Source organism: Mycobacterium sp. DL99 (assembly GCF_004762045.1).
In the GTDB taxonomy this organism is placed as follows: domain Bacteria; phylum Actinomycetota; class Actinomycetes; order Mycobacteriales; family Mycobacteriaceae; genus Mycobacterium.
Map to the genome: position 1 here is coordinate 3,336,217 of NZ_SJOM01000007.1, position 13,007 is coordinate 3,349,223.

General features: G+C 65.2%; 14 protein-coding genes. 9 read left to right on the forward strand and 5 right to left on the reverse strand.

Annotation, left to right across the window (positions count from 1 at the left end):
- Positions 1–22: 22 nt before the first annotated feature.
- The 4 genes from pip (at position 23) to EYZ64_RS16430 (ending at position 3,293) form a co-directional block, all read left to right on the forward strand.
- Positions 23–1,033 carry a prolyl aminopeptidase gene (gene pip / locus EYZ64_RS16415; protein WP_286174987.1) on the forward strand — a complete coding sequence of 337 codons (1,011 nt, stop codon included), beginning with the start codon at positions 23–25 and terminating at the stop codon, positions 1,031–1,033.
- 152 nt (positions 1,034–1,185) lie between these two features.
- Entirely contained in the window at positions 1,186–1,947 is a 762-nt protein-coding gene (locus EYZ64_RS16420; RefSeq protein WP_135454791.1) for an alpha/beta hydrolase family protein, read from the forward strand.
- Between the two features lie 368 nt (positions 1,948–2,315).
- Entirely contained in the window at positions 2,316–2,807 is a 492-nt protein-coding gene (locus tag EYZ64_RS16425) for a DinB family protein (protein ID WP_135454793.1), read from the forward strand.
- Positions 2,808–2,861: 54 nt separating this feature from the next.
- Positions 2,862–3,293 (forward strand): SgcJ/EcaC family oxidoreductase, encoded by a 432-nt coding sequence (locus EYZ64_RS16430; protein ID WP_135454795.1) that lies wholly within the window; start codon positions 2,862–2,864, stop codon positions 3,291–3,293.
- Positions 3,294–3,303: 10 nt separating this feature from the next.
- Here EYZ64_RS16430 and EYZ64_RS16435 read toward each other — a convergent pair whose 3' ends face one another.
- Positions 3,304–3,738, reverse strand: a complete 435-nt coding sequence (locus EYZ64_RS16435) for a VOC family protein (RefSeq protein WP_135454797.1) — start codon at positions 3,736–3,738, stop codon at positions 3,304–3,306.
- A gap of 300 nt (positions 3,739–4,038) precedes the next feature.
- Here EYZ64_RS16435 and EYZ64_RS16440 point away from each other — a divergent pair, with 300 nt between their 5' ends.
- Positions 4,039–4,380: a hypothetical protein gene (locus EYZ64_RS16440; RefSeq protein WP_135454799.1), complete on the forward strand. Its 342-nt coding sequence runs from the start codon at positions 4,039–4,041 to the stop codon at positions 4,378–4,380.
- Between the two features lie 49 nt (positions 4,381–4,429).
- Here the strand turns inward: EYZ64_RS16440 and EYZ64_RS32670 are convergent, their stop codons facing one another.
- Positions 4,430–4,528, reverse strand: coding sequence for a VOC family protein (locus EYZ64_RS32670; protein WP_353653678.1), 99 nt, complete (start codon positions 4,526–4,528; stop codon positions 4,430–4,432).
- Positions 4,529–4,670: 142 nt separating this feature from the next.
- Between EYZ64_RS32670 and EYZ64_RS16450 the strand changes: the two genes are divergently transcribed.
- A complete protein-coding gene (locus EYZ64_RS16450; RefSeq protein WP_135454800.1) occupies positions 4,671–5,267 on the forward strand; it encodes a TetR/AcrR family transcriptional regulator in 597 nt (198 codons plus the stop codon).
- On the forward strand, positions 5,264–5,743 hold the full coding sequence (locus EYZ64_RS16455) for a DUF6653 family protein (protein ID WP_135454802.1): 480 nt from the start codon (positions 5,264–5,266) through the stop codon (positions 5,741–5,743). Before EYZ64_RS16450 ends, EYZ64_RS16455 begins: the two co-directional genes overlap by 4 nt.
- An 11-nt stretch (positions 5,744–5,754) precedes the next feature.
- Here EYZ64_RS16455 and EYZ64_RS16460 read toward each other — a convergent pair whose 3' ends face one another.
- Genes EYZ64_RS16460 through EYZ64_RS16470 form a run of 3 tightly spaced genes read right to left on the reverse strand, consistent with a single transcriptional unit; the run spans position 5,755 to position 9,970 of the window.
- Positions 5,755–7,338 carry a diol dehydratase reactivase ATPase-like domain-containing protein gene (locus EYZ64_RS16460; RefSeq protein WP_135454804.1) on the reverse strand — a complete coding sequence of 528 codons (1,584 nt, stop codon included), beginning with the start codon at positions 7,336–7,338 and terminating at the stop codon, positions 5,755–5,757.
- Positions 7,335–7,694, reverse strand: coding sequence for a diol dehydratase small subunit (locus EYZ64_RS16465; RefSeq protein WP_135454806.1), 360 nt, complete (start codon positions 7,692–7,694; stop codon positions 7,335–7,337). The genes EYZ64_RS16460 and EYZ64_RS16465 overlap by 4 nt, the downstream gene beginning before the upstream one ends.
- A complete protein-coding gene (locus EYZ64_RS16470) occupies positions 7,691–9,970 on the reverse strand; it encodes a propanediol/glycerol family dehydratase large subunit (protein ID WP_135454808.1) in 2,280 nt (759 codons plus the stop codon). The genes EYZ64_RS16465 and EYZ64_RS16470 overlap by 4 nt, the downstream gene beginning before the upstream one ends.
- Before the next feature lie 366 nt (positions 9,971–10,336).
- Here EYZ64_RS16470 and EYZ64_RS16475 point away from each other — a divergent pair, with 366 nt between their 5' ends.
- Complete coding sequence (locus tag EYZ64_RS16475) at positions 10,337–11,662, forward strand: APC family permease (protein ID WP_286174992.1); 1,326 nt, start codon at positions 10,337–10,339, stop codon at positions 11,660–11,662.
- Positions 11,663–11,839: 177 nt separating this feature from the next.
- The gene (locus EYZ64_RS16480; protein WP_135454812.1) at positions 11,840–12,919 is read left to right on the forward strand and encodes a PucR family transcriptional regulator; all 1,080 of its coding nucleotides are present in this window, start codon (positions 11,840–11,842) and stop codon (positions 12,917–12,919) included.
- Positions 12,920–13,007: the final 88 nt, after the last annotated feature.

Sequence of the window (13,007 nt, forward strand, 5' to 3'; positions counted from 1 at the left end):
CGGCGCAGTACCGTCACAACTTGTGGCTGCCGAATCGTTCCGTGAGTTCCCGGTCCATGACGAGGGTCTGCTCGATGTCGGTGACGGCAACCGCATGTACTGGCAGTGCAGGGGCAATCCGGCCGGCCGCCCGGTGTTGATTGTTCATGGTGGGCCGGGGTCAGGACGATCGCGCAACGCTCACAAGTCATTCGATCCCGAACAGTTTCGCGTCATCTCGTTCGACCAGCGAGGATGCGGCGACAGTGTCCCCAGCGCTGCCGATCCCACTACCGACATGGGGTGCAACACCACCGAACATCTGCTGGCCGACATGGAACTCCTCCGTGAGCATCTGGGCATTGACCGGTGGCTGCTCTACGGCGGATCGTGGGCATCCACGCTGATCCTTGCCTATGCGCAGCGCCATCCCGAACGCGTTACCGGCATCATCCTGGTCGGAGTAACGATGAGCCGGCCGCAGGAGATCGACTGGCTCTACCGCGGCCTCCGTCTGCTGCTGCCTGCCGAATGGGAACGTTTCCGCTCTGGCGTGCCTGCCGAAGCGCGCGACAGCAACCTCGTCGAGGCGTATCGAAAGCTCATGGAAAGTCCTGATCGCGCTACCCGCGAGCAGGCCGCCGTGAACTGGTGTGCGTGGGAAGACGCCGTGATCGCACATGAAAACCTCGGTAAGCCAGGACAATACAGCGACAAGCCGGACACGGCGAAGTTGGCGTTTGTCCGTATCTGCGCGCACTACTTCGCTCACAACGCGTGGCTCGACCACGGACAACTGTTGCGGGACGCACACCGGCTGGCCGAGATTCCGGGAGTGCTGATTCACGGACGTCTCGACCTGTCAGGACCGTTGCTCACGGCGTGGGAACTCGCGCAGGCTTGGCCCGCGGCGAAACTGAAGATCATCGACGATGCGGGTCACACCGGCAGCCCTGCCATGGCCGAGGAGATCGCTGATGCAATCGCCGGCCTGACCGCAGCCGGTGCGCCGAGCGACGAGAAAAACCGTTGGACGGGTCCACCTTCACGTTGATACCGTGCGCCGGAACCGTGAGATGACGCGAGGAGGTGAGACCCATGTACGCAGCAACCATGTGGGTGCTCCCCACTCGTGTTCACGGTTGAGGGATCGACGAAGGTGTCGCCGGGAGCGCCTGACCAACGGCAATACCGAAAGGCAACACCATGCATTTCACCTCGCAGACAACCTCGAACGGCGTCATTGAACGCACTTTTACCCTGGACGGCGTCACCGGTGTGCTCTGGTCACCGGACTCCGATACTCAGGGCGCTCCCCTGATCCTGGCCGGCCATCCCGGCGGCATGGACACGAAAGCCCCGCAGCACGTAGCCCGGGCCCATTCCGCGGTGACCGCTGACGGTTTCCACGTCGTCTCTATCGACTTGCCCGGGCACGGTGATCGGCCGCGAAGCCCACAAGACCAGCGCCTGATCACCGATTTTCGCCAGGCACGTGACGAAGGCAGTCCCGCGTTCGGCCGGATCCTCGCCGATTACTGCCAATCGGTGGCCGAGCGCGCTGTCCCGGAATGGCAGGTAGCCATCGACGCCGTGCAAGCGCTGCCCGAAATCGGTGTGCAGGCACCGATCGGCTACTCCGGAGCGTCACTGTCCGGTGCGGTTGGGATAACGCTGGCAGCGACCGAGCCTCGGATCGCCGCGGCGGTCTTCGGTTGGGTGTCGGCGCACGACGCTCTGCTCGACGCCGCAGCACGGGTAACCATCCCCATCGAGTACCTGCTCCCGTTGGACGACAAGGAAATCCCGCGCGAATTCGGTCTCGAGTTGTTCGACGCGTTCGCCTCGCAGGACAAGGCGTTACACGCCTTCCCGGGCGGGCATCACCAGGTGCCAACTGATGGCCGGATAGACACTCGGTTCTTCCCCCGACACCTCGGACAGACGGACAGCGCTTCTCCGGTGTGACGTGAGAGGGTATCGGTGGCCGGTCCGCACCAGGTCGCCGATACCCTCTCACCACGAGCATGGTGGCCGGCCCCGGACTTCGCGGTGGTGCTCAGGTGCCCTGGCCTCGGAACATTGCCAGGACGCCGGCGGACCCACATACTGACCTAGACGGCAGGTCTTCCTGACGGGTCGAAGCTTCCATACCGATGCAGCACGCATCGTCCATGCTCGGTCCGCCATCCTCGCGGCGAGCGCTCCTGGGCCGTCCCCTGACGCGGGCACCTCTTCCCCCTCCGACACCGATCGCCGTACCCGCGGTCCGCAGCGTTCGGCGGACCGATGTCGACCGCGCCTGCCCAACACGTTGCAGAACGGAGTGAAATCACATGAGTACCAACCGAATCACCGATGGAGAAGAGCGAGCGATCATCGAGAACATGCTCGACCGCAACCGCGAGGCGCTGGTCGACACCGTACGCGGCCTGTCCGATGCGGACGCCCGCCGACGGCTCGTTGCGTCGTTGACGACGCCGATCTCGTTGATCAAGCATGCCGCCGCCGCGGAACGGATCTGGTTCCAACGGTTCTGGGCAGGACTCGGCGAATCTCAATGCGACGGATACTCGAACCGCGACGAGGGCACCTTCGCCGTCGCCGACAACGAGTCACTGGCCGACGTCATCGCCGAGTTCGAGCGCGCAAGCCGCCGGTCACGCGCGATCGCCTCCCAGTTCGACCTCGATGACACCAAGGACAATCCCCGCGAGGGCCGGGTCAGCATGCGATGGACTCTGCTTGCCATGAGCGAGGAATTCGCCCGGCACGCAGGTCACGGCGACATCCTGCGCGAACAGATCGACGACGCCACCGCACGGTAGTCGAGCCTTGAAACTCCTTGACCTCAAGTGCGCTTGGGATTCTACGGTTGAGCCATGACGACGCAGCGTCCATACCTGAATGCCCCAACCGTTGACGGCGATCAGGCGGTGCGCGATCTGATCAACCATCTCCAGCGCGGTGGTGAAACCGGAAACGCTGACGTGTACGACGAGATGTTCGCAGCCGACATCCTGTGGGGCACACCAAAAGGGATGGTGCTCCAGGGCTATTCGAATCTCAACCCGATCCATCGTCGGATGATGAGTGGTCCCCCGGTCGTTCCTGCTTCGCGCTTCGAACCGGCACAGGTCAGCCATCCCGCACCGGACGTAGTGGTTGCCCAGATTCGCCGCAGCGCGCTGGACGGTGGTTTCAGCGAGATGGCGATGTACGTCTTGGTCCGGCAAGGTGGGAAATGGTGGGTCGCCGCGGCGCAGAACACGCCCGTCGTCGATACTCTCCCGCCGGCATCGGCTCCGCTGTGAGTTGGAGGTGTCAGTCGAGACAGAACTCGTTGCCCTCGACGTCCCGCATCACGATGCACGACTCGTTGATGCCGTCGGCGGCCAGCAATCGCACACGCGCCGCGCCCAACTCGACCAACCGCTCGCACTCGGCCTCAAGCGTCTCCAGACGCTGCTGACCGACCAGTCCGGTGCCCACCCGCACGTCAAGATGCACGCGGTTCTTCACGACCTTGCCTTCGGGAACGCGTTGGAAGAACAGTCTCGGACCGATGCCTGAGGGATCCACGCAGGCGTACATCGAACCCTGACTCTCAGGGGGCAGCGTTCGATCGAAATCCGCCCATGCGTCGAACCCCGGTGGTGGCGGCGGGACGACGTATCCCAGGACGGCGCACCAGAACCGAGCGACACGCTCCGGATCTGCGCAGTCGAAAGTGACTTGGAACTGCTTGACCGAGGCCATCATCGGACCATATCGATGCGTACTCGTTTCCGGCCAGTGAATATGCAGGCACCCAGAGCCGGATTCGCCCGACTTCTCTCACACCGTGCGTACCCGCTGTCTGGAATCACTGATCGTTCGTAGTGGTTGGCCCATTCGTTTTTGACATGCACGTCAAACTTCAAGCGCCGTTGCAGTTTTTGCCAGCGAAGTTCGTATTTCCACCCGCAGCACGTGCGGAGCTGTGAGCATGGCGACAACGGTTCGGCAACGGCAAACATCAAGCCGACCCGTTTGAGCCCCAGACGAAGGGAGCGGCAGATGAGTTGGATGATGGCTTCTGAGGCGCGAAACGCACTGACGAGAGCAGCCGTGGCGGCGATCGCTGGAGTGTTCGTGCTGGGCGCGGTTCCGGCGAACATGTCGTCCGTCGCTTCAGCAGCACCCCGCATACCCGCCACTCCTGAATCCCCCGTCAGCCCGGATGATCCGGCGTGCGCGACGGAGGGGTGGAATCCGGACTGCTTCGGCGGCATGTACGACCAAGTGCCAGACGACGGAATGCCCGGTGACAACGCTGCCGAAGGCGGCATACCGGCTCCGGCAATGGTGCCGGATGTCGACGGGTCGATGAGCCCGCCCGGCACGCCTGGGGCCATCTAGCGGCAACGCGTCCATCTCGACCAACCCTGAAGACCGGTCCTGCCGGCCCTCAATCGGCTCCTGCCGCGAACAGAATCAAATTGCCGTCCGGATCCCTCACAATGAAAGTTCCTGCACCCCAAGGCTCCGTCGTAAGAGTGCGATACAAGTCGACACCGAGGCCACGGTAGTCGACGAATGGGTCGCGTAGCGCAGCCGCCGACGTCAGAGACCCGGTCGCGGCGCGAGGTGGATGCGCAGCTCGCTAGGCAGAGGTAGGCTATGACTACATTCTAGAAAGAGTCATAGCCATGGCGACAGCGTTCACGCAGAACGAGAAACAACGAATCAACGACGCCCTACTGGACGCCGGTGAGCAGCGGTTCATCGCGCAGGGCCTGAAGCAGACGTCGCTCGACGACCTCGTCGCGGCAGTGGGCATCGCCAAAGGCAGTTTCTATGCCTTCTTCGACTCGAAGGAGTCGCTCTACCTCGAGGTGATGCTGAAGCGGGCGCCGAGCGTTGCCGCCCGCATCGCCGCCACGCTCGAGTCCCCGGTGAGCGAGGACGGACTCGTGAAAGTCCTGCGCAGTGTCACCGACGCCCTGGCCGACGATCCCATGTACCGACGGCTGATTACCCGACCCGAGGAACTCGACGCCGTAACCGACCGGCTCGGCAACGATCAGATCGCTCGTGTCACACCGCATCTCGTGACGCCGCTGCTCGACTATCTGACGACGGGACAACGTGAGGGCGCCCTTGTCGACGACATCGAACCGGCCGTACTGCTCCAAGTCATTCGCGCCATCGGCCTGGTGGTCATGCACCGCGACCGCTTCGAGCCCGGCTACGACGCCGTGCTTGACGCCACTATCCGCACACTGGCGAGAGGAATGCTCCGATGAGCCTGCTGGACAGGTACGCCCGCATGGCTGGGATGAGCGACGAGGCGTGGCGGCGCCATGCCAATCCGTGGAGCGTGTGGACCAGATTCGCGGCCATCCCCCCGGCGATCCTGGCGATCTGGAGTCGCACGTGGATCGGCTGGTGGGCACTTGTCCCACTGGCGGTGGTCGCGCTGTGGCTGTGGTGGAACCCGCACGCGTTCGCGCCGATCGACAAGCCGACCGCCTGGTCGTCGAAGGGCATCTACGGCGAGCGGATGTGGATGCGCGATCGGAGCCGAATTCCACAGGGATTCAAGGTCGTCCAACGCATTTGGACCTTGAACGCGCTCGCCGGATTCGCCATGCTCGTGTACGGGTTGATTGCCCTCGAGCCGTGGCCGACAGCATCGGGTGCCGCGTTGATCGTCCTCGGTCAGCTGTGGCGCATCGACCGACTCGGCATTCTCTACGAGCAGTCCGACAAGGATGCGTAGGGACTTTGCGTCTACTCTCGCGTCGCCATGACGACGAGCCCGTAGGCCACCGCAAAGCGATGGCCTAGCTGTCCACCCACGTTGCCCCGCCCGACGCTGACCTCATGGCCGAGTTGTTCACTGACCGCCCTGACGAGTTCATCGTCGCTGGCTCCCCCGCCGACCAGGAGCACCCCGGTTGCACCGGCCGACACCTGTTCCAGTCCCCTCATCACATTGCCGCCGATGACCAGCCGTTTGGCCGCGAGTCGCCAACTGCGCCATTCTGTTCCGGACATCCGCGACGTAAACGGCAGTAGGCCGCTGGGAGCCGAGGTCAGCAGCCACCCCGTGCACCGGCCGCTGATCGGCTTGTCGAGAAACTGGCGACGGCCATGCTCATCCTCGACGAGTTGGACGGTGACCGCCGTGACCGCCTCCGCGCGTTTTGCGTACTCTGCGGCGCTTCTGGAGATGTCGAGGGCGCTGGCGGTGGCGGTGGTGAGCAGTTGCCCCGCCCCGGGCAGGACGACGCGGGATCCGTTCGTGACGACGTCCACCGTGCCGCCGCCGACGTCCACCACCACGACGCCGTCGGTGACGCCGGGCGTGGTCAGGGCCCCGACCCGCGCAGCGGCTGCCTCCGAGTCGATTTGGGTTACATCAACCCCGAGAACTCCCCCGAGCACATCTGCGCCGGCCGGCGGGGCCTCCGCACCACCCATGGTGGCCATCACCACACTGTCGACGGCGACCGATCCCCGTCGTGAATTTGCCTGTGCCGCAATATCAGCCAGATGGATGGCATGAACCAGGTCGGCCGGTTCACCGGCTTCGGAGGCTGGGTCGGTCGTCCGCAGAGTTGTTGTGTCGAGCGCCGGTGCAGAACTGTCGAGCGAAACGACCGCGCATGCGCTGTCGAAGAGCCGGTCCGCGACGACCCGGGCGTCGACCCGTTCGTCGTCGCGCAGGCCGAACACATCGGCCAGCCAGAACGGGTCGGTGAGGTGCTGCAGTGGAGCCACGCCCTGGCGCACCTCGACAGCGATGAGCGTTGCCGAAAGCAGTTGCCGCACATCGATATCATCAACCACCGGCAGTGCGGCCCCGAGCCGGTTCGACACCAGCACGGCCTCGTCGTTCTCCGTCAGCACCGCAACGACGTTCCGACCATCCTCGACTGCCGCATTCACCGCGCCGGCCACCTCGCGGTAACCCCAATCCCGGGTCGCGCAGGCAACGACCGGGCGACCGTCGACCGTCCCGAGACGGTCAACCGGTACGGGAACACCGACCCCGACGGCATCGCCCGCGGTTGTTGCCGCCGACCGGGTGGCGATGGTGAGGCGCCCGGTGCGCCGGGTCTCCAGCTTGACCCGTTCGACGGACGACCGCACGGGAGCGGTGGGGGCGAACGCGGCCCGTTCGATCGCCAGCCCGTGCGCTTCGGCCAGCCGTCGTGCCAGCTGTGCGGCTCCCTGGACCGCCCGCACCGACCCCTTGCCGCCGCGCGTCGGCGTGCGCGCGCTGGTCAACACCTCGAGTTCGGTGCCCGCACGGCAGAGCACCACCTCGGTGGTGGAATTGCCGATGTCGACGCCGGCCCAGATGGTCATCGCAGCAGGCCGCGCCGTTGGTAGACCTCGGCGGCCTCGCGGACGAATTCGGCGCAGATGTGCGCCTGCTGTCCGGCCAACTTCTGTGCAAGATCCTGCAACTCGGCGAACGTGGAGCGACCCGGTCGAAGGGCCTCGTACGCCGACAGCATGTCGTCAGAGCTCAGCGCGGTCATCTCGGCCGCTCGCCGCAGATTCATGGCCAGCTGTGCCGACCCGGTGCGCTCGGCAGTAGCTGCCTGAACGAGCAGGGTCTCTCGGCTGATCCGGATGTCGTCAAGGGCAAGGTCCCCGTTGCGGGCAGCCTCGACGGTCACCTCGGCGACGCTCCGGCCGGAGTGTGAGGAGACGGTCATTGCGTGAACTCCAGTTCGATGTGGGGGTTTCGGTTCTCGTCGCGGTGTTCGGACTGCTCCCGCTCGATGGCGACCATCGACACCACCCTGGTGTGGTATCTCGCGGTGATCGCCTCCTCCGTGTAGGCGTTGCGCATCGGGGCGGGAGTAGCGCCCTTGGCGTGCCGGCCGGCATTGATCCCGATGAGCCGGTACATCTCCGGTGTGATGAGCGGTGCGACGCTGAGCAATTCGAGATTGGCCAGCGGTGTGAGGTCACGCCGGTGGATGATCGTCGTGCCCTTGGCCTGGAGTCCGACCGCGATGCCGGATCCGGACAGCTGAGCCGCGGACTTCCCGATCGCGCCGAGGTCGATGCTGTCGGTGATCCGGACCAGTCGCGGCACGCACTGCTCCTCCTCGAGCCCGGCCAGGATCTGTTCCAGCACGTCATAGATGGTCAGGCCCGAAAGTGTCCGAAACAACTTGGTGCCGAACGCCGGTGAGACACCGATGACGACGTCCCGCGGGTCGTCGCCCACCCGCGCGGCGCCGACCGAAACGAGCCGCTCCGTCTGGGCGAAGGTGGCCTGCTCCTTGACCAGATCGGCCACCGACCTCGCCTGCCGGACGGCGTCGATCTGGGCCTGCCGTTCCGGTGATGGCCGATAGCCCGTCCCGGGTCCGCGGTAGTCGTTCGGATCCTGCAGCGCCGACAGCACATTCATCTCCTCGTCGAAGATGGCGGCAGTCTGCAGGTAGTCGCCGGTGACTCTGGCCTTGGCCATGCCCAGCACACGGTCGGCGAGGTCGGTGAAACCGGTCTCGGCGAGCGCGGTGACGATATCGAGCACGGTGAGCCCCGACTGGTCGATCATCCTGGCCGCGCTGAGCACCTTGACCCCGTCGGTCTCCGGCAGATCCTTGGAACCTTGCGCTCCCACAACGGCTTCCACGTGATCGTCGTCGAAGTCGGCGAGGCCGAGATACTCGAAGACCGCACGGGTGGCTTCGGCGGCCAGCCGCCGCATCGCCTCCAGCGTGGTCGGGTCGACCGACCGCAATCCCCCGTCGACGCCCCAGTCCCGCTGCAGCACCAGGTAGTCGTCGAGATCGTCGGCATTGAAGTTCGAAGGCCCGAACATGTTGTCGTAGGCGGACACGGACCCAAAGCCCGAGAAGATGAAATCCGAGCCGGACAGCAGCACCGGTAACGTCCGGCTGGTCCGGCGCATCGTCGACTCGGACATCAAACTGTCGTTGCCGCTGCACGACTCCAGCCCGCGCAGCATGACCATCAGGTTCTCGGCTATCAGTTCGCGAACACCTCCGGGCACCGAGGCCGTGATGCCCGCACCGTCGATACCGCCGTTCTGCACGCCCTGCGCTCCGATGCCCTTGGCCAGCGCCACGCACCGAGACTCCAAGTAGTTCATGGACTTTCGCTCGGCCTGGCCCATGAGTACCTCGGAGCCGGCCCCACTCGACAACCGCATCTTGATGCCGCGCGAGGCGTACGACGAGGTCAGGAACGCCTTGGACCACGGGGTGTCGTCGCCGTCGGTGAAGACCTGCTCGGTGCCGTACACCGACACCGTCTCGGCATAGGACACCAGCCCGCGCACACCCAGCTCCAGCTCGCGGGCCTCCTCGACAGAGCACTGGGTCAGGGCACCGGGCGCGGGCACCTGGGAACCGATCAGCAGCCCCACCGCGACGGCCGGGGCATCGTCGAGCACCGGCACCGTCGCCTCCAGCTCCCGGAACCCGTAGACCACGGCGGTAGCCGCATCCGCGGCGATCAGCAACGGATCGTCGAGCCGATTGGTGACGTGGGCCTGATTCGCCGGGGTCCGGCGCGCGCGCATCTTCATCATCGCCATCTGGATCTCGACCGGTTGCAGCATCGCGACGACGCGAGCCATCTTGGCCGGGGTCAGTCCCGCACAGACCCGCAGCACCTGCTCACGGGGCACGCTCGAATCCACGATCATCCGCGCCAGATCGGTCTCGTCCATGGCCATCGACCGCGGCGCCTCGGCGTGGTCGATGGCGTACCGCACGATGAACTCGTCGATCGTGTCGAAGCTCGCGGCCGGGGTCGAGTCCATCTCCAGCACGCTGCCGTCGTCGGCCACGACCCAGGACGGTGCCGGGTCGTAGGGCGAAAGGTGCGAGATCATGCCCAGGTCCGGGTCGGGCTCGGCGAACCCGTCGAGGTTGACGCGCTGCTCGTCCAACAGCCGAATGCGTCCCAGCCGATGATCCTGCTCGATGTCGGTGCTGTTCAAGTGCATGCCCGTCGCCGTGCCTCTCTGATTGCCTGACGGGCACAGCATTGACCGAACGTCAGGGTGCGAACAACGACGTACGCAGTCCTTCCAACAAGTTGTGTGATGCGGGCACCACATCCGGATAGTGGTGTGACCTGGCCTACAACAAGGTGTTGGAAAGAGCCGTCCCACCCCTGGCCCACGAGACGTCCGTCTCGCAGACTTCACCGGTACTCGACGGAGCCGGCGATCTGCGGCCCCGGTGGCAGTGGAAGGGATCCGCGCATGACCCAGGTTGTCGACGCTGACAACTCACGAAGTAGCGAACCATCACCGGACGGTCGCCCCGCAAAATTGCGGGGAAGACTCGGCGTCCCCTCGATTGTCCTGATGGTTGTGGCCGCCGCAGCACCGCTGTCGACCATCGGTGGCAACGTGCCGATCGCGATGGTGCTCGGCAAGACGACGGGTATTCCGGTCGCGTTTCTGGTGGCAGGGGCGATCTTCCTGCTCTTTGCCGCCGCCTTCGTCGCGATGTCGAAGTATGTGACCAATCCCGGTGCGTTCTACGCGTACATCCAGATGGCACTCGGCCGTGCGGCCGGGGCCGGCGCCGCCGTGCTTGCCCTTCCCGCCTACATGGCCACCCTCCTCGGTGTCTCGGCGTATGACGGGGTCATCCTCAACGGCCTCATCACCCGGTTCGGCGGACCGGACATCCCGTGGTGGTTGCTCACCGCGCTGGTACTCGCGGTTGTCGCCTGGCTGGGTTACCGCGACATCGACCTCAGCGCCAAGGTCCTCGGCATCTTCCTGGTGTCGGAGGTGGCCATCCTCGTCGTCCTCGACCTGGTCATCGTTCTGCGGGGCGGTGAGCACGGGATCACCGGCGACTCGTTCAACGCCCAGGGCATCGCCGGTGGGCTCGGGATCGCCCTGCTGTACGCCCTGTGGGGCTTCGTCGGTGTCGAGGCGACCGCGGTCTTCCGGGACGAGGCCAAGGACCCGGACCGGACCGTCCCGCGGGCGACCTACTGGGCCGTCGGCATCGTGGCGAGCTTCTACGCCTTCTCGAGCTGGGCACTGATCGAGGGCAACGGTGGCCCGGACGCCATCGCGGCGGCCGAGGCCGATCCAGACAACTTCATGGTGAACACCGCGCAGCAGTACCTCGGCATGCTGGGGCGCGACCTGACCACCGGCTTCTGGTTCATCAGCGTCTTCGCGTGTGCCCTGGCCTTCCACAACATCGCGTCCCGTTACGCCTTCGCACTGGGCCAGAGCGGTGTTTTCCCGAAGCGTCTGGGCGAGGTCCATGGCCGCCATGGCGCTCCGTCGAACGCTTCGATCGCCATCACCGTGGCCTCGTTCGTGATGATGGGCATCTTCGTCGCGCTCAAGCTGGACCCGGTGCTGCAGATCTTCGGGCCGCTCGGTGGTCTGGGCATCCTCGCGCTGGCGATCCTGTGGTTACTGACGACGATCTCCGTGGTGATCTTCTTCCGCCGCCGCGGTGACTCGACCCGCCAGGTGGTGTTGGGTTCGGCAGCCACGCTCGCCCTGGCCGGGGCGCTGGTGCTGGTTGTGTCGAATCTGACCCTGATCGTCGGTGGCAGCTCCACCCTCGCGGTGATCTTCGGCGTGATGCCGCTGGTGTTCTTCGGAGTCGGGATGCTTCTCAGCCGACGGTCGACCGTGGACCTGTCCTCGGTGTGATCGATGAGGGCATGCTCGCGGACTCTCCGGTCCGCGAGCATGCCCCTCACGTGCTGCGAGAACGCCCACGATTCGCTGGTACCGTCGAGCTCGGGGGGTGTGGGTGTGCCGCCGCGGTCTCGCCGACAAGAACAACGAACAAGCGGGCCGCAACGGTAGATCAGGAGAAGGCGCGACATGTCCCAGGACTCGCCGCTGAGCGTGGCGGCGGCCTTGACCGTGGCGCCCTTGGACCGGGGCTCCGTGGTCGCCGGTCATCGCGGCCTTACCCGTGAAGTCGCCTGGGTGGACATCATCCACGCGCCTGCGGAGTCCTTCATCCGCCCCGGCGACCTCGTGCTGTGCACCGGTGCCGATATCCGGCAGCCGGGCAACCGGGAGTTCCTCGCTTATCTCGTGTCCTCCCATGCGGCGGGGCTCATCTTGAGCCCTCCCCCCGAGATCACTGTCCGCGAACTCCTCAACTCGCTGGTTCCGCTCGCCGATCGTCATGAGTTCCCGGTGGTACTTCTGCCATGGGAGATCGCCTTCGCCGATGTGCAGAAACGCCTGCTCCCACTGTTGAGTCCCGCAATTCCCGGCTCACAGGTGGAAATGGCCATCGGACGGCGCCAACATGAAGACGCCGGCTGGAACGACCTTGCCGCGGCGTTCGGCGAAGCCCTCGACGAGTTGGCGCTCTCAGCCGGTGTCTCCGTGCATTCTTCGGTCACCGATGACCTCGTGATGTGTCACTTCTCCTCGGCCCCGTCGGCGTCCACCGTTTCCGTGTTGGTCGCGTCCGCGCAGCGGCTGAGTGCGCTTCCCGAGAATCTCGTGAGTTGGGCGTTGCTTCCTCCTGTCGACGGACAGTCCGTCCCGGTGACGGCATCGGTACCGCCGGCCCTGCCCGGCCGGCCGGCCGGCTCACGTCAATTCGCTGAGGTGCTGCGCCAGGATCCGCAGTCCATGGCGACCATCCTTGAGACCTTGCAGCCGCTCATCGACTACGACAAGACACGCCGAGGGCAACTCGTCCATACGTTGGAGATCCTCCTCAACGAGGCCACCAATATCAGCGCCGCCGCGCGAGCGCTCTACCTCAATCGGCACTCCCTGATCTACCGGATCAAGCTCATCGAGGAACTCACGGGCCTGTCGCTCAAGGACCCCGCCGACCGCTTCCAGTTGGAGGTCAGCGTTCGCGTCCACCAGATCAATGAGGCACGCACCGACGGTCAACGTCCCGGGCCTGTGACAACTGCTTGCTTTCCCTGACGGTCCCGGGGCGCGCACTCCCCTCTGACGTCTCACACCGGTGATGATTCATCCTTTTGTGAATACACATCACGATGTACAGTCAAAG